Origin of the sequence: Leifsonia sp. Leaf336 (assembly GCF_001423695.1) — a bacterium.
GTDB lineage: Bacteria > Actinomycetota > Actinomycetes > Actinomycetales > Microbacteriaceae > Leifsonia.
Genome location: NZ_LMOZ01000001.1, coordinates 298,206 through 313,100 on the forward strand (window position 1 = coordinate 298,206; position 14,895 = coordinate 313,100).

Consider the following 14,895-nt stretch of genomic DNA (forward strand, 5'->3'; position numbering starts at 1 on the left):
TGAGAATCACCCCCGATTCACCTGCGGCGCGACTCGTTCGTCACCCGCGTCGATCGTGGCTCTGGCGCGCCGCCTCGGCCGTGTTGCAGGATCGTCAGCAGACGGAGGGAGACCCATGGACATCTCGAACACCGGAGGCGTCGAATACCCCGACGAGGCCGGCTACCCCGACGGCGAGGGCACGCTCGACGAGGGCACCGGCGCGTTCCGCGGCGACCGGGAGGGCGGCGACGAGGCGGAGGGCGGCGACCAGGCCGAGGGCGGCGTCGAGGTGGAGATCGAGGAGCCGCAGGGCATCGATCAGCTCGATGAGTTCGATCGGCCGGACGCCCGTGACGAGTAGAGCCGCGTAGAGCCGAGTAGACCAGAGCCCGCCCGATCGCTCGGACGGGCTCTGGCATTGTTCCCCATACCCGTAGCTACAGGGACCACCACAGTACCGCCGGGCGCACCGTGCCTCCAGCCGTCGAGCGCGGGGAATGGGCGACGACATCATCCGGGGGTACTGTTCGGTCTGTGAGCGACCTCAGGCGCGTGCAGAGCAGCACAGCGGACCCGACCGAGGCCGATGTCCTGCTGCGTGAAGCGGACGGGCGGTTCGCTTTCTCGCGGGATCCCGGCTCCGATTTCTCGTTCCGTGTCGATCAGGCCGGCGACGACGGCCTGTCGGTCGGCCTCTACCGGATCGGCGGCGAGTGGCAGTCAGACGGCGAGTTCGACCAGTTCAGCGTCTCCGGCGTCTTCTCGGGCGACTATCGGTGGGAGATCGACGGGGAGCGCGATTCGGCCTACGCAGCGCCGTTCCTGGCCCGGCCGGGACATGAGTTGTTCGGGCACGGTGAGAATCTGACCATCGTCAACGTCTACATCGCGCCCGAACTCCTCCGCGACGTGGCGCGGGTGGCTTTCGCGGACGACAGCGCCGTGCCGGAGTTCGCCTCACCGCGACCCGTCGACCTGCGTCGGAGCTACCGGATGCTCCAATCCATCCAGCTCGCAGCGGAGTTCCTCCGCTCAGGCACGATCGACAGCCCGCTGGTCCGCGCGAGCCTCTTCCACGAGCTCGCCGTGGACGTCCTCGAGACGTTCCCGCTGGTGGGCGACCGCCGCAGGCGGCCGGCGACCAACCGGTCCGAGCACACCATCTTCCGGCGGGCGACCTCCTTCGTCGACGATTACCTCTCGCTGCCGATCACCGTGGGCGACATCGCGTCAGCGGCGGGAGCGAGCCGCTACGACCTCGATCTGGCGTTCCGGTCGCGCACCGGCTCGAGTGCGGGCCGGTATCTGCGGGATGCGCGGCTGTCCGCGGCGCGCTCCGACCGGATGAGCGACCCGTCGACCAGCGACGACGACCTCGCCGTCCGCTGGGGATTCGCCTCCGGCGATCGTTTCCGGCGGGTGTACACCGCCGAGTTCGGCGCAGCGGAGGAACCGCCGGCATCCCGTCCGTAGGGGACTAGGAAGTCGGGTCCCGTCGCACGCCGTCGGTTCGGGGCACGATCATCGCGCAGTCGAACGCGTCGCGCGCGAGCCGCTCGACGAAGGCCTCCGGGGTCAGGCCGTGCTCCGCGGCACGACGAAGGAGGCGCAGATAGACGTCGTGCTCGACGGTGACCGTGAGCTCGCCGGGATCCGTTCGATCGAGGAACATCGCTGCGGTGGCTCCCTCGGGCTGGAGGCGTTTCTGAGAATGATGGTCGGGGTCCTGCGCACCCGAAGCGCAGGACCCCGACTGAGTCCCGAGATCAGAATCCGGGACTCAGGGTCGAGAGCCGCGTCGGGGGAACGAGGCTCTCGAGAGCGGTATTCGCACTGTGCGTGCAGTTTACGCGCGAACTGGAACTTTAATCCAGATTGAAGTTCCAGTTCGGCCGAAGCCGTCAGTACGATGAGGTCGGGGATACGCGGGTCGGGAGGAGGTGGGGGGATGCCGGTTCCCGGTTCACCGAGCAGCGCACCCGTGCGCCTTCTCGCACGCGACCGCGCCTACGAGGCCCTGAAGAACGCCATCCTCACGCGCACGATCCTCCCCGGCGAGCGACTCGACGACGACCGGCTGCAGGCCTGGCTGGGGATGTCGAAGACGCCCATCCGGCAGGCCCTCCACGCCCTCACCGTCGAAGGGTTCGTCGAGACCGTCGCCCAGTCGCACACGCGCGTCGTCGAGCCGCGGGCGGAGGACGCCGTCGCGAACCTGCAGACGATCGGCGTGGTCGTCCTCGGCATCCTCGACTTCGTCTTCGAGGAGCTCGGCGAGGCCGGCCGGCTCGACGTCGTCGGCGACCTCGACCGGCTCATCGAGGCCCTGGACCGCACGGACATCGACGGTTCCATCGCCGCGTCGGCGGCCTACTACGCGCGCCTGATGACGCACTGCCGCAACAGCGTGCTGGTCGAGTTCTCCGCGCGCGCCCTCGCAGCGCGGGCGTACTACGTGACGACGGCCTACCGCGCGCTCGACGTGCAGTGGGAGGAGGCGGCGGCGGCCTACCGGAGGCTCCGCGACGCCGTCGAGGCCGGCGACGCGCAGGGCGTCGCCGATGCGACGAAAGTGGTGTTCCGCATCGACCTGCCCGGCCTCCAGACCCCGGGGAAGGCGTCGTGATGCCGATCCCGGATGCCGCAGGCGCCGCCGGTGCACCGCGCGAACTCGTGCGCGACCGGGTCTACGGCCGTCTGAAAGACGCCATCCTCACCGGCGTGCTGCTGCCCGGTGAGCGCCTCGACGAGGCCGAGCTGCGCCGCTGGCTCGGCGTCTCCGGCACCCCGATCCGGCAGGCGCTGCACACGCTGAGCCTGGAGGGCCTGGTGCAGACGGCCCCGCAATCGCACTCGGCCGTCATCGCCCCGCGGCCCGAGCAGGCCCAGGAGACCTTGCAGACGATCGGCGTGCTGCTGGCCGGCGCGACCCTCCTCACCCTGCCGCAGCTCGGCGCCGAGGCGCGCGCGGCGATGGGTGAGGGCATCGACGACGTGATCGCGCAGCTCGGCTCCGGCGACGTGCCCGCGATCACGCGCTCGGCGGAGTCGCTCTTCGGGGCGATGCTGCGGTCGTGCCCGAACCCGGTCCTTGTCGAGCTCATCGAGCGTGCCGCACCGTCGCTCAGCTACCACGTGAGCGTGGCCTCCCAAGGCCTGCACGCCGACCTCGGCGACCTGGCGCGCAGGTACCAGGCGCTGAAGAGCGCCCTGCGCCGCGGCGACGACCGCGAGGCGGTCATCGCCACGAAACGGGTGTTCGGCGTCCCGCACCCGACGGCCTGACCCTCCGAGCTCCAGAGGCCGCCCCGACTAGCCGTCGAGTTAGGCCGCACGAAACGCTGGCAATCCGCCCGAGCATGCCGGTGCGGGCGCCGAGGTCCGGAAGGATGGACGACGCGAAGGGGAGTAGCTCCGCACCCGGTTCCCGGGTGTGCGGGCACGTCGACATACTGGCTCGCGTCGAAGCGGCCCGGCGTGCCTCCCGTGCCACATCGGCCGGGCGAGCGAGACCTTCGGTCCCACCACGGTGACCGGACTCTCCTTGCTGCGTGCTGTCCGGCGCCCTCGACCGAGAGGCCGGCCAGATGACCAGCAACAGAACAGACACCCGAGCGACCAGCGCGACACCCGCGCCGCCGCGCGCCGCCGGATCGCTCCGCGGAGTGTTGATCCCGCTCGGGCTGGTGGCGCTCGTCGCGGCGCAGGGCGTCGCGCTGCGCCTGAGCGGCGTCGAGGCGCCGCCGATCGTCGGCATCCTGATGTTCGGTCTCGCCATCGTCGCCGCCGCGTTCGCGCTGGCGTGGGCGGGGGAGGCGGCCGAGGTCGACATCTCGGGAGGCCTGGCGGTCGGGTTGCTGGCGATCATCGCGATCCTCCCCGAGTACGCGATCGACCTCTACTTCGCGTTCACGTCCGGCTCGGACCCGAGCCAGGCGCAGTACGCCGCCGCGAACATGACGGGGTCCAACCGGCTGCTGCTCGGCTTCGGCTGGCCCTTCCTCCTGCTGATCGCGTTCCTCGTGTACCGCACGGCGCGCGCCCGCCGCCGGCCGACCGACCCGGACGTGAGCGCGCGCCCGTTCGCGGTGCGCCTCCCCGAGAGCAATCGGGTCGAGCTCGGCCTGCTGGTGATCGCGTCGATGCTCACCCTGGTCATCCCGCTGACCGGGAGCATCCCGGTCGTGCTCGGCGTCGGGCTGCTCGCGCTGTTCGGCTACTACCTCTGGCGCGTCTCGCGGGGCGAGAGCGAGGAGCCGGAGCTCGTGGGCGTGCCCCGCGCGATCGGCACGCTCCCGACGGTCGCCCGTCGCGCGACCGTCATCGGCATCTTCGTCGTCTCCGCCGTTGTCATCCTGTTGCTCGCGGAGCCGTTCGCGCACAGCCTGATCGCGGGAGGTCGTGCAGCGGGCATCGACGACTTCCTCCTCGTGCAGTGGCTCGCGCCCCTTGCGTCGGAGGCCCCCGAGTTCGTCATCGCGATCATCTTCGCCACACGAGGCAAGGCGGCGATGGGCCTCGGCATCCTGCTGGCCAGCAAGGTCAACCAGTGGACCGCGCTCGTCGGCACCCTGCCCGTCGCGCACCTCGTGGGCGGCGGAGGCTGGGCGCTGCCGCTGGACGGCCGCCAGGTCGAGGAGTTCACGCTCACGGTCGCGCAGACCGTGCTCGGGGTCGCGATGCTCGTCGGGCTGCGCTTCTCCGGCCGCTGGGCCGCTGCCCTGTTCGTGCTCTTCGCGGCGACGTTCGTGTTCACCTCCACCGAGGCCCGCTGGGTGGTGTCGGCCGTCTACGCGGTGCTGGCGGTCGCGCTGCTGGCGCGGCAGGCGCGCCTGGTGCCGCCGACGCTGGCCGCGCCCTTCCGCCGGATCGGGACGCGCACCCGCGACGCGGCCGCCTCGACGGAGCAGCCGGCTCGCTGAGGATCTCCGGTGTGACTGCCCATCCGCCTCGACACCGGCCGCGTCTGCGGCTACCGTGCTTGAGGCCGTGAGGAGGTGGCGTGTATGAGGTCAGCCGGAGGACCCGTCCGGCGTGTCGTCGTCGCCGCTGCTCTCGCGGTCGCTCTCGGCCTCAGCGGCTGCGCTGCGGGATCGGAGTACTCGCCTCAGACCGCCTCCACCCTCCAGCACGGCGTGCTCGAGGTGGCGACGGCTGCGCACGCGAACGACCTCGCCGGCGCGCAGACCAAGCTCGCCGCGCTGGCGAAGCTGAACGACGCCGCCCTGGCGAAGGGCGAGATCAGCGGCGCCAGGCACGCTGCGATCAACACCTCCATCGTCGCGGTGCGCGCCGACCTGACGCAGCTGCAGGACCAGGCCGAGAAGACCCAGCTGCAGCAGCAGCTCCAGCAGCTCCAGCAACAGCAGCAGCAGCAGAAGGACCAGAAGGACAAGGGCCACGGCAAGGGCAAGTCCGGCTCCGACGGTGACGGGTGATGTCGACGACGAACGAGACCCCACGACAGCTGACCGGCGAGACCGGCAGGCTGATCGCCGACCGCTACCGCATCCTCGACCGGATCGGCCGCGGGGGCCTCGCCGATGTCTACAGCGCGACCGACGAGGCGCTGGGCCGGGAGGTCGCGCTCAAGATCTTCCGCCCGGAGTTCGCGTCGGCGGCCGACCTCCGCCGGCAGCAGGATGAGGTCCGCATTCTCGCGACCCGGTCGCATCCGTCGCTGGTGACCCTGTTCGACGCGATCTCGGACGCCGAGGGCCGCGGCGTGCTGGTGCTGGAGTACGTGAAGGGCACCGACGTCAGGGAGCGCCTGCGCTCGGGCCCGCTCGCCACGCCGGCCGTCGCCGCGATCGGCGCGGACATCGCTCGGGCGCTCGCGTACCTCCACGGGGCCGGCGTCGTGCACAGGGACGTGTCCCCGGCGAACATCCTGCTCCCGGAGTCGACCGCCTCCGGGGTCGCCGCGAAGCTGACGGACCTGGGCATCGCCCGCCTGGTGGACGACGCCAAAGTCACCGCGACCGGCACGGTCATCGGGACGGCGAGCTACCTGAGCCCGGAGCAGGCCGCCGGCCGGCCGCTGACCGCGGCGACCGACGTCTACTCCCTGGGCCTCGTGCTGCTGGAGTGCCTGACGGGTCGCCGGGAGTTCCCCGGCAACGCCGTGGAGTCGGCGACGGCCCGGCTCTCCCGCGACCCGGTGATCCCGGAGTCGCTCGGCGTCGCGTGGACGGAGCTGCTGCGCGGGATGACGGCGCGCGAGCCCGGTCGGCGCCTGGCCGCGGGGGAGGCCGCGTCGCAGTTGAGCGCCCTCCTCGCCGAGGAGGCCAGGACGGCGGTGCTTCCAGCGCCGGACGAGGTGCCCACGGCGCCCGTGGCGGCACGGGACGTGACGACGACTCTGCCGCCGACGCTGCTGCTCCCGGCATCGGATGCCGAGCCGACGCATCCGTTGGCGTCGAAGGCGCCGGCGGCGCGGCCGTCGACGACCCCGGAGCCCGAGACCGAGCGGCCCGCACGGTCGGAGCGCGCGGCGTCACCTCGCCGGCGCACGGCGCTCGCAGTGATCCTGGCCCTCGACGCGCTCGCCGCCGTCGTCGCGGTGATCCTGACGATCGGCGCGCTCAGCGCCTCCGCGCACCCGGCACCCGACCCGGTCGGCAGTTACCCTGCGGTCGGCGGAACCCTCGGCACCCACCTGAAGCAGCTCGAGCACCAGGTGTCGACGTCGTACGCGCCGTGAGGCGGGTTAGCCCGCCACCGGCCTCCGGAAGACCCACGCCACCGTCCCCCGCCAGGTCGTGCGCAGTTCGCGGCCGCGGCGCCACTCCCGCCAGGTCAGCCAGATGATGACCGCGTCGAAGACGGTCAGCACGGCGACGCCGATGGAGGGCTTCGTCACCAACTCGTAGACCTGGAAGATCAGGAACGCCCCGAGCGCGGCCATCGCCCAGGGGTAGATACGGCGCGACCCGACCAGCAGCGCGATCACGATCGCGAGCTTCACGGCGCCGTGCACCAGCAGGTAGACCGCGGCGAACACGAGGCTGCCGCGCTGGAGGTGCGCGGCGCCGTGGACGATGAGGTTGGCGATGAGGTCGTGCGGGTCCTCGGCCAGCTCCCCGGACGTCGCGGTGTCGGCGACGTGCTGCAGCTTCGCCGGAGTGACGAAGAGCAGCAGCACGCCGCCGACGAGCTCGACCAGGCCGTCGAGCCCCTTGAAGAGCACGCCCAGGAGGAAGACGAGGTCGAGTATCCGGTCCTTCATCGCACCTCCTGGGCCGTGTTGGACAGCCAGGCTACTTCAGCGTCATCGTCTCCATCGACAGGTACGTCTTCGCCGCCCAGGAGGCCGGGTCGTCCGCGAAGTGCTGGCGGAGGGCGCCGTTCTGGAGGGCGTTGTCGATCGACATCATGATCATCGACTGGTCCAGCACCAGCCGGCGATGCCCGATCGACCCGCTGGCCGGGTTCACGGCGTCGAAGAAGCCGCCGTCGGCGCTGTAGATGCCCGGGTAGAGCGACCGCAGCTTCGCGATGTTGGCGTAGGAGTCCTGCGGCAGCACGCCGAGGGTGGTGAAGGAGGCGTGCGGGGTGACCACGTCCTCCGCCGAGCAGGCCGGGCACTGCGCGAGCGCCTGCCCCGCCGGGAACTTCTGGCCTGCGGCGCCGTAGACGCCGTAGCCGCCCGTGTCATCGGCCGTGCTGGACGGCGACATGCCCCAGACCGGGTAGCCGAGCGTCTGGGTCGCGTACTTCTCCTGCACCTGGGCGGTGCGCACGTCTGCCAGGCCGAATCCGTTCTGGCCCCACGTGGTCTCCGGCACGATCTCGTTGGCGAGTGTCGCCTCGAACATGCCTCCTCCCCAGGTCGGCAGGAACGTCAGCGACGTGCCGGGATAGGTGTAGTGGCCCTCCCAGACGTTGAAGACCTTGCCGCTCTGCGGGTCGGTGTACTTCTGCCAGTCGCCGGCGACCGGCCACTGCCCCTGCCACGAGAAGTCCGGATCGGTGCTGCACTGCTGCGGCGGGAGGGTGCGCCAGGTGCGCCACCAGACGTCGCCCGGCATCTGGTGGAGGCCCATGCCGATGTACATCGCGATGCGCGGGTCGCTGTAGATCGCGCCGTTGTGGTAGCCGGCCGGGCCCTGGTCGGCGTAGTAGCCGCCGTACATCTGGCCGGTGGGCTGGTTGCCCGCGATGTCCGGGTTGGTGTTGCAGGCGGTCTGCGCCCGGTCGTCGTAGAAGATCGAGAAGTCCATCGGCGCGATCAGCGCGTCGATCTGCTTCCGCAGCTCGGGCAGCGCCTGGCGGGCGACGAGCAGACCCGACGCGTACCAGCCGTTGTCGACGGCCGAGAGGAACGAGCAGTTGTCCTGCTTCGGCGTCGTCTCGGTGGAGCAGTCGGCCGCGCCCGGGTTCAGGATGGTGTGGCCGGTGCCGGTGTCGTACCACTGGAACAGGAAGCCGTGCGACGAGCGCAGCGCGGCGACGCCGGTCAGCGTCGACGAGATCAGCGCCCGCTCCTCCGGCCGCTTGATGATCCCCAGGTCGCCGGCGGAGACGACGGCCTCCAGATACACGCCGATGTTGGCCGCCGACGTGTATCCGCCCCGCGTCGCGGCCGGGCCGAGGTTGTCCAGCGGCAGATGGGTGGTGGGGTCGACGTCCTGCTTGAAGAAGTTCCAGGTGTCTTTCGCGACCTGCAGGAGGTCGGCCTTCTGGGAGGCGGTGAGCGGCGGCTGCGCGCTCATCCCCTGCATGCCGCCCGGCCCGTGGCCGGCGGGGGCCGGCGCGGGCGCAGGGGCGGCCGTCGCCGTCTGCGCGGTGATGAGGGACCCGGCGGCGAGGCCGAGCGCGACGGACAGTCGCAGGATCACGGTTGCCCGGCGGGAGCGCCGGGCGGGACGGGGTCTGGTCATGGACGGTCTCCGTTTCGTGTCGTCATTGATCACCCCGCGGACCGTATGCGCATACATTCGATCGCGCAAGTGGGGTCGACCGCGACTTTCGCGAAGCCGCCGTCAGCGCCCGTCCGCCCCGATCACGGACCGGGAGCGAACTGCGAGAGCGTGTCGGTGGCGAGCGCCGTGCGGACGCGGGCGAGCGCGGCCGGGTCCACGTTCACGATCGACTGCCCGTCGGCGGAGGTGCCGGTCCCGGCGGTCGGCAGCGTGAAGGTGTGGATGCCCGACGCGCCTGAGATACGCATGCTCGCCGCCAGCGCGAGCATGCTCGGCAGGTCGAACGAGGAGTCCACGCTGACGGCGGATCCGGTGCTCCGCGCGAACGCCAGGAGGGCGGACGGGTCGGTGAGCACCGAGCGGTGGATCAGGGTCGTGGCGAACCCGGCCAGGAGGGCCTGCTGATCGGCCACGCGCTGATAGTCGGCTTCGGGGAAGGCGTAGCGCTCGCGTGCGAACGCGAGGGCTTCGTCGCCGTCGAGGTGGTTCATGCCCTTGACGAATGTGTAGTGCGGCGACTTGACCGTGGTGAAGGCGACGGGGCTGTCGACGTCCACGCCCCCGATGGCGTTCGTGATGTCTTTCAGCCCGGCGAAGTCGAGGATCGCGACGTGGTCGATGCGCACCTGGAGCAGTTGCTCCACCGTCTGCACGGTCAGCGGGGTGCCGCCCCAGGCGAGGGCCGCGTTGATCTTCGCCGTGCCGTTCCCCGGGATGGGCACCCAGAGGTCGCGCATGATCGACATGACGTAGACGTCCCGGCGGTCGGCGTCGATGTGCACGAGCATCATCGTGTCGGAGCGCTGATTCGACAGCGCGGTGGTGCCGACGGCGGTGGGGTCGCCGCGCGAATCCGAGCCGAGCAGCAGGATGTTCATCGCGCCGGTGGATGAGACGGGCGGTCTCGGAACGGCCGTGGGCAGCGCGTTCGGAAGCCTCGTCACGTGCGAGTCGAACGTGCTCGCGACGCTCCCGGCATAGAACGCCGCGACGCCGAAGGCCGTTCCCGCGAAGAGCAGGACGACCGACGCGAGCACGATCGCGGCACGCAGCCAGCGTCCGTTGCGATCATGCGGATGGATGCGCATGCTGTGGATGGCCATGCGGCTCGCCCCCTCGTGCCGGGGGTCGGGTGCCGGCACCTGAGACCAGTCGAGAAATCCTCAGTTCTCTCTGTGGTGCGGACAGTATAAGCATTCTGTCCTCATTTATGAGGACCCCCACTTCGTGGGGCTACGCACCTCGGCACCAGGGCTTGACAGTCAGGAGGCGCGGGCCGACGGTACGAAGGGAGACCGGAAGGGGTTCGATGCGTGCAGGGGTGCCCGATGTGCAGGCGCGCATCGTAGTGACGTCGGATCGGGGTGGCCGGGCTCGCGAGGGCGAGAGCCTCGATGAGGCGACCGTGCTACTGCTGCACGGGATCGGCGTCAGCTCGCGGTACTTCCATCGGCTGTCCTCCGTGCTCGCCGAGCGCGGCCGCACCATCGCGGTCGACCTGCCGGGTTTCGGCCGTGCGCCGAAGCCCGGACGCCGGATGACCGTCGAGGACTACGCCGACCTCGTCGCGACCTTCCCCGACGGCCGAGAGCTCCGCGGCGTCGTGGTCGTCGGCCACTCGATGGGCACCCAGGTCGCCACGAGTCTCGCGCGGAGTCGACCCGACCTCGTGGCTGAGCTCGTGCTCCTCGGACCGGTCATGGCACCGGAGGACCGCGCTCCGCTGCGCGCGGCGAGCAGGCTGGCCCTCGATACCCTCCGCGAGAGTCCGCACAGCAACGCGCTCGTCCTCACCGACTACCTGCGTTGCGGACTGCGGTGGTATCTGAGCGTCCTGCCCTCGATGCTCGACCACCGCCTCGAAGACGACCTCCCGCTGATCGAGGCGCCTGTCACGATCGTCCGCGGGGAGCGCGACCCGATCGCCCGCGCGGACTGGGCGCGCGCGGTCGCCGCCCTCGCGCCTGAGGGCCGGTTCGTGGAGGTGCAGGGTGCTCCGCACGTGGTGATGCTGAGCCACGCCCGCGAGGTCGCTCGCATCGTGGGCCGGCGCTCCGCGGCCGGAGCAGGAGGACGGGCGGCGGCCGCTTCCTCGTCCGAGCTCGGTGAGTGACCTGATCGTCCCGGGGAGGGGCCTCGCGGTCGGTCAAGGGTTCCGCGGTCTCAGCGGCCACGCTCCGAACCATTGCGGCTCGCCGTACTCCTCGTATCGGCCGAGTTCCTCGAAGCCGAGCTTCTCGATGACCCGCAGCGAAGGGGTGTTCTTGAGCTGCGTCGAGACCACGAGCGGCTCCTCCGGCAGCGCCGAGCGGAACCACTCCATCGCTGCCGCGCACGCCTCCGTCGCATAGCCGTGCCCCCATGACCTCGGCAGCAGCATGTATCCGAGCTCCGCTTCGCCGCCTTCGGGGCGGACATGTCCCAGACGCGCCTCACGTCGATCGAGAGTGACGATGCCGATCGCCTCGCCATCGCGTTCGACGACGAAGAAGCCGGGCCGCTGGCCGGGCACGGCAGGCATCAGCTCGTCGAGATGCTCGCGCGGCTCAGGGCCACCGACGTAGGAGTGGACCTCCTCGTCGCTGAAGAGGTCGAGCATCGGTTCGCGATCGCGCGCCTCTGCTGCACGAAGGATCAACCGCTCGGTCCGTATGGGGGCAGGAGGCCAAGTCACTCCGTCGAGATGCGCCATGGCGCGAGCGTAGCCGTCACCAGCGGAAGAACCAGTCGGCGTAGTGTACGTCATCGCGAGCGGTTTGCCAACGCCCCCGGCCTTCCGAGCGGATACGGGAAACTAGGACGGTCGATGCAAGTTGGGAGGTCAATCGTGCACTTGGACGATCGCCGCGCGCTACTGGAGCGTGACCTCCCGCGCGCCGCGGTCCGCGGCGAGATCGTCGCCTTCTTCCAGCCGCAGTTCTCCCTCGAGACCGGCGAGGTCGTCGGGGCGGAGGCGCTGAGCCGCTGGATCCATCCGCAGCTGGGTCTGATCGCGCCTGGCGAGTTCATCCCGATGGCCGAGCGCCTGGGGCTCGTCGGCGGTATCGGGGATGTCATGCTGCGGCTCGGCTGCAACGCCGCCCGCGATTGGCAGAACCAGGGGCACCCGATCGAGGTCGCGGTCAACGTGTCGATCCTCCAGCTTCGGAATTCGACGATCGTGGACACGGTCGCCGGGCTGCTCGGCGAGTTCTCCCTCGCCCCGAGCCTCCTGACGCTCGAAGTGACCGAGACCACTCCGGTGACCGATGTTCCGGAGGCGATCGATATCGTCCACCGCTTGAGCACGCTCGGAGTGAACATCTCGATCGATGACTTCGGCGCCGCGTACGCGTCGCCGGAGCAGGTCATCGCACTCCAGGCGACCGAGTTGAAAGTCGACCAGTCCCTCGTGCAGGAGACCCGCGGCGCCCACGCCGAAGATCTGGCGCGCGCGGTCGCATTCGGCAAAGCACAGGGGATGCGCTTGGTCGCGGAGGGCATCGAGACGGAGGCGCAGCTGGCGCGAGTCCGCGAGCTTCACTGCGATCGCGGCCAGGGGTATCTGCTGTCGCGTCCGACGACCAAGGCGGATGTGGACAGCCTTCTGGTCGGCGCCGGGCCGCATCCACGCGGATGAGTAGGGCGCGCTGACTTGACGATCGCCTCGGCAACCGTCACTCTCAACACATGCATTTAGACCGGTCACACATTTGAGGCCCGACATGCTCGCCGAAGTCGCGCGCATGCAGCCCTTCCCCCGAGCTCTCATCGACCGATCCCACGTCGTCGTGGATTCCAACATGGCACTGGAGGTCTGGGCCGGCCGAACCTCCGAATCGCTCGTCGGGATGCCGCTCGCCACTGTGCTCGGCGTCGACCCGGACGAACTGGCCGCGGCACTGGCGACAGGCAACCCGGGCGGAATCCGCCTCGCGTCCACCACGCACAGCTACCAGGGGACGCGGAGCTCGGTGGTCATCCGCGCCGTGCGGATCTCCGGGGGACACACGATCGTCGCCTTCGACCCCGAGCTGGCTGCGGTCGGCGAGCGCACCTCAGCGCTCGGCCGACGCGAGAGCGACCGCCTGCAGCTGCTGCTCTCGGCCTCCGTCGCGTTCGCGAAGACGCAGTCGGAGGAGGAGCTCGGCGAACTGCTTTCCGAGACCGCGCGCCGAGCGTTCAACGCGACCGCATGCAGCGTGCACACCGGCGAGCCGGGGAACTACACGCTCGTGGCGGGCGACAACATGCTGGCGAAGGAGTGGCCCAAGGACTCGCAGGGCAAGGCGGTCCCGCTCGGCGGCGTGGTGACGGTGCAGACGCCCGCCGAGGCCGACATCGTCGCGCCGGGCCTCGGATTGAGCGGTGTCTTCGAGCGGGCGGGGGTCTCCGCGGTCATCGGTGTGCCGATCATCGAAGACGGCGTGCTGTACGGCGCGTTCGCCTGCTACTTCGATCAGCCCCGAACCTTCGACGATCAGGCCGTGCCGCTGGCCGAGGCGCTGGCCCAGCTCGCCGGGCAGGTCATGGTGCGGCTGCGCCTGGAGGCGCGGCTGCGCCGCGCGGCGATGCTCGACGAGGTCACGGGTCTGCCCAACCGACGCCTGTTCGACGAGAACCTTCAGCAGACGGAGCTAGCGCACACCGACCAGGTGGCCGTGCTCTTCGTCGACCTCGACGGGTTCAAGGCCATCAACGACACCCTCGGGCACGCCGCGGGTGACACCGTGCTCAAGGAGGTGGCCGAGCGCTTGAGCAGCGTCTTCCGGCAGGAGGACATGATCGCTCGCTACGGTGGCGACGAGTTCATCGCCGCGCTGCAGGTCGGCGGCACGTCGGACGCCCTCGAATTGGCCGACCGGGCCCGGGCGGCCATCGCGCAGGACTTCCCCGGCATCCCCACCGAGTTGAACATCACCGCGAGCGTCGGAATCGCCATCGCCGACGCGGAGGTCGCCGACCGTTCGATCGACCATCTCATCCGCCTCGCCGACCAGGCCATGTACGCCGCGAAGCGGGGCGGCGGCGATCAGGCGGTCGTCCACGGAATCGAGCGGTAGCGGCCGCAGCCGCATCGCATACCGCAGGTTCGCGTCGCGGTCTAGTGGGCGGCGGCGACGCCGGGAATGTCGGAGAATGTCGAGGTGAACAAACCCGACACCCCGGTTCCGCTTCTTCTCGGGAGGTACCGGCCCCACCGGCTGCTCGCGCGCGGCGGCTCCTCGATGGTCTTCCGTGCTCGCGACGAGAACCTGGGTCGCGACGTCGCGGTCAAGCTGTTCTCCTCGGGAAGCCGGAACGATCTCGCGCGGTTCCGGGCGGAGGTGGGCGTGCTCGCCGGCCTCCGCCATCACGGCGTCGTGTCGATCCTCGATGCGGGCGTCGATGACTCGTCGCCCAAAGACCCTCGCCCCTTCCTGGTCATCGAGCTGGTCGAAGGCGACACGCTCCGCGCGGTGCTGAACTCGGGTCAGCTGACCACGCGGCAGATCGGTGAGGTCGCGTTCGAGATCGCGGAGGCGCTCGAGTACGTCCACGCGCGTCGCGTGATCCATCGCGACGTGACACCGACGAACATCATGGTCGTCGATTACGGCACCCGGTTCTCTCGCCCGCGGGCGAGGCTGACGGACTTCGGGATCGCCATCCACGCGACGCGCCCTCAGGAGCTCGCGGAGGCGACGTTCGGAACCGCCGCCTACCTGAGCCCAGAGCAGGTGCGCAGCGAGACGCTGACGCCGGCCTCGGACATCTACTCGCTCGGCCTCGTCCTGCTGGAGTGCTTCACGAGGACGGTCGCCTTTCCGGGGACGCCCGTGGAGTCGGCGCTCGCCCGGCTGGACCGCGATCCGGAGACGCCCGACACCATCCCCGATCGCTGGCGCGCGCTCATCCAAGCGATGACGCACTCCGAGCCGTCGCTGAGGCCGTCCGCAGCGGACGTCGCGACCGCGGCGCGAGGGGCCCTGCGTGCGGCCCGGGAACGCGAGCCCGCGTGAGCGCGTGC

At 70.4% G+C, this 14,895-nt stretch carries 16 protein-coding genes; 11 read left to right on the forward strand and 5 right to left on the reverse strand.

Annotated elements, in window-relative coordinates:
- Nucleotides 1–115 precede the first annotated feature (115 nt).
- Nucleotides 116–343, forward strand: a complete 228-nt coding sequence (locus ASF88_RS01365; RefSeq protein ID WP_055913202.1) for a hypothetical protein — start codon at nt 116–118, stop codon at nt 341–343.
- A gap of 173 nt (nt 344–516) precedes the next feature.
- A complete protein-coding gene (locus ASF88_RS01370) occupies nt 517–1,455 on the forward strand; it encodes a helix-turn-helix transcriptional regulator (RefSeq protein WP_055913204.1) in 939 nt (312 codons plus the stop codon).
- 4 nt (nt 1,456–1,459) lie between these two features.
- Here ASF88_RS01370 and ASF88_RS01375 read toward each other — a convergent pair whose 3' ends face one another.
- A complete protein-coding gene (locus tag ASF88_RS01375; protein ID WP_055913207.1) occupies nt 1,460–1,654 on the reverse strand; it encodes a hypothetical protein in 195 nt (64 codons plus the stop codon).
- 309 nt (nt 1,655–1,963) lie between these two features.
- Here ASF88_RS01375 and ASF88_RS01380 point away from each other — a divergent pair, with 309 nt between their 5' ends.
- The 5 genes from ASF88_RS01380 (at nt 1,964) to ASF88_RS01400 (ending at nt 6,685) form a co-directional block, all read left to right on the forward strand.
- The gene (locus ASF88_RS01380) at nt 1,964–2,608 is read left to right on the forward strand and encodes a GntR family transcriptional regulator (protein WP_055913210.1); all 645 of its coding nucleotides are present in this window, start codon (nt 1,964–1,966) and stop codon (nt 2,606–2,608) included.
- Nucleotides 2,608–3,267, forward strand: a complete 660-nt coding sequence (locus tag ASF88_RS01385) for a GntR family transcriptional regulator (RefSeq protein WP_055913213.1) — start codon at nt 2,608–2,610, stop codon at nt 3,265–3,267. Before ASF88_RS01380 ends, ASF88_RS01385 begins: the two co-directional genes overlap by 1 nt.
- A 302-nt stretch (nt 3,268–3,569) precedes the next feature.
- The gene (locus tag ASF88_RS01390) at nt 3,570–4,904 is read left to right on the forward strand and encodes a sodium:proton exchanger (protein WP_082518823.1); all 1,335 of its coding nucleotides are present in this window, start codon (nt 3,570–3,572) and stop codon (nt 4,902–4,904) included.
- An 84-nt stretch (nt 4,905–4,988) separates the two neighbouring features.
- Entirely contained in the window at nt 4,989–5,420 is a 432-nt protein-coding gene (locus tag ASF88_RS01395) for a hypothetical protein (RefSeq protein ID WP_055913216.1), read from the forward strand.
- Complete coding sequence (locus tag ASF88_RS01400) at nt 5,420–6,685, forward strand: serine/threonine-protein kinase (RefSeq protein WP_055913219.1); 1,266 nt, start codon at nt 5,420–5,422, stop codon at nt 6,683–6,685. The genes ASF88_RS01395 and ASF88_RS01400 overlap by 1 nt, the downstream gene beginning before the upstream one ends.
- A 6-nt stretch (nt 6,686–6,691) precedes the next feature.
- Here the strand turns inward: ASF88_RS01400 and ASF88_RS01405 are convergent, their stop codons facing one another.
- From ASF88_RS01405 to ASF88_RS01415, 3 genes are all read right to left on the reverse strand, one after another.
- Nucleotides 6,692–7,210 (reverse strand): DUF2127 domain-containing protein, encoded by a 519-nt coding sequence (locus ASF88_RS01405; protein WP_055913222.1) that lies wholly within the window; start codon nt 7,208–7,210, stop codon nt 6,692–6,694.
- A gap of 31 nt (nt 7,211–7,241) precedes the next feature.
- The gene (locus tag ASF88_RS01410; protein ID WP_082518677.1) at nt 7,242–8,864 is read right to left on the reverse strand and encodes a glucoamylase family protein; all 1,623 of its coding nucleotides are present in this window, start codon (nt 8,862–8,864) and stop codon (nt 7,242–7,244) included.
- 122 nt (nt 8,865–8,986) lie between these two features.
- Nucleotides 8,987–10,009, reverse strand: coding sequence for an LCP family protein (locus ASF88_RS01415; RefSeq protein ID WP_082518678.1), 1,023 nt, complete (start codon nt 10,007–10,009; stop codon nt 8,987–8,989).
- 206 nt (nt 10,010–10,215) lie between these two features.
- Here ASF88_RS01415 and ASF88_RS01420 point away from each other — a divergent pair, with 206 nt between their 5' ends.
- Nucleotides 10,216–11,019, forward strand: coding sequence for an alpha/beta fold hydrolase (locus ASF88_RS01420; RefSeq protein WP_162242551.1), 804 nt, complete (start codon nt 10,216–10,218; stop codon nt 11,017–11,019).
- 33 nt (nt 11,020–11,052) lie between these two features.
- On the opposite strand, the gene ASF88_RS01425 is transcribed toward ASF88_RS01420, so the two are convergent.
- Nucleotides 11,053–11,652, reverse strand: a complete 600-nt coding sequence (locus ASF88_RS01425) for a GNAT family N-acetyltransferase (protein ID WP_327063227.1) — start codon at nt 11,650–11,652, stop codon at nt 11,053–11,055.
- Between the two features lie 81 nt (nt 11,653–11,733).
- On the opposite strand from ASF88_RS01425, the gene ASF88_RS01430 reads away from it, so the two are divergent.
- The 3 genes from ASF88_RS01430 to ASF88_RS01440 all read left to right on the forward strand — a co-directional run bounded on the left by ASF88_RS01430 (nt 11,734) and on the right by ASF88_RS01440 (nt 14,887).
- Entirely contained in the window at nt 11,734–12,525 is a 792-nt protein-coding gene (locus ASF88_RS01430; protein WP_162242552.1) for an EAL domain-containing protein, read from the forward strand.
- A gap of 163 nt (nt 12,526–12,688) precedes the next feature.
- Nucleotides 12,689–13,948 carry a diguanylate cyclase gene (locus ASF88_RS01435; RefSeq protein WP_162242553.1) on the forward strand — a complete coding sequence of 420 codons (1,260 nt, stop codon included), beginning with the start codon at nt 12,689–12,691 and terminating at the stop codon, nt 13,946–13,948.
- An 84-nt stretch (nt 13,949–14,032) separates the two neighbouring features.
- Nucleotides 14,033–14,887 carry a serine/threonine-protein kinase gene (locus ASF88_RS01440; protein WP_235493229.1) on the forward strand — a complete coding sequence of 285 codons (855 nt, stop codon included), beginning with the start codon at nt 14,033–14,035 and terminating at the stop codon, nt 14,885–14,887.
- Nucleotides 14,888–14,895: the final 8 nt, after the last annotated feature.

What these genes read in the sequence shown, in the direction of transcription:
- ASF88_RS01375 (WP_055913207.1), bottom strand. Translation starts at nt 1,654, where the DNA reads ATGTTCCTCGATCGAACGGATCCCGGCGAGCTCACGGTCACCGTCGAG.
- ASF88_RS01400 (WP_055913219.1), top strand. Translation starts at nt 5,420, where the DNA reads ATGTCGACGACGAACGAGACCCCACGACAGCTGACCGGCGAGACCGGC.
- ASF88_RS01390 (WP_082518823.1), top strand. Translation starts at nt 3,570, where the DNA reads ATGACCAGCAACAGAACAGACACCCGAGCGACCAGCGCGACACCCGCG.
- ASF88_RS01435 (WP_162242553.1), top strand. Translation starts at nt 12,689, where the DNA reads ATGGCACTGGAGGTCTGGGCCGGCCGAACCTCCGAATCGCTCGTCGGG.
- ASF88_RS01425 (WP_327063227.1), bottom strand. Translation starts at nt 11,652, where the DNA reads ATGACGTACACTACGCCGACTGGTTCTTCCGCTGGTGACGGCTACGCT.
- ASF88_RS01420 (WP_162242551.1), top strand. Translation starts at nt 10,216, where the DNA reads ATGCGTGCAGGGGTGCCCGATGTGCAGGCGCGCATCGTAGTGACGTCG.
- ASF88_RS01410 (WP_082518677.1), bottom strand. Translation starts at nt 8,864, where the DNA reads ATGACCAGACCCCGTCCCGCCCGGCGCTCCCGCCGGGCAACCGTGATC.
- ASF88_RS01415 (WP_082518678.1), bottom strand. Translation starts at nt 10,009, where the DNA reads ATGGCCATCCACAGCATGCGCATCCATCCGCATGATCGCAACGGACGC.
- ASF88_RS01385 (WP_055913213.1), top strand. Translation starts at nt 2,608, where the DNA reads ATGCCGATCCCGGATGCCGCAGGCGCCGCCGGTGCACCGCGCGAACTC.
- ASF88_RS01395 (WP_055913216.1), top strand. Translation starts at nt 4,989, where the DNA reads ATGAGGTCAGCCGGAGGACCCGTCCGGCGTGTCGTCGTCGCCGCTGCT.
- ASF88_RS01365 (WP_055913202.1), top strand. Translation starts at nt 116, where the DNA reads ATGGACATCTCGAACACCGGAGGCGTCGAATACCCCGACGAGGCCGGC.
- ASF88_RS01405 (WP_055913222.1), bottom strand. Translation starts at nt 7,210, where the DNA reads ATGAAGGACCGGATACTCGACCTCGTCTTCCTCCTGGGCGTGCTCTTC.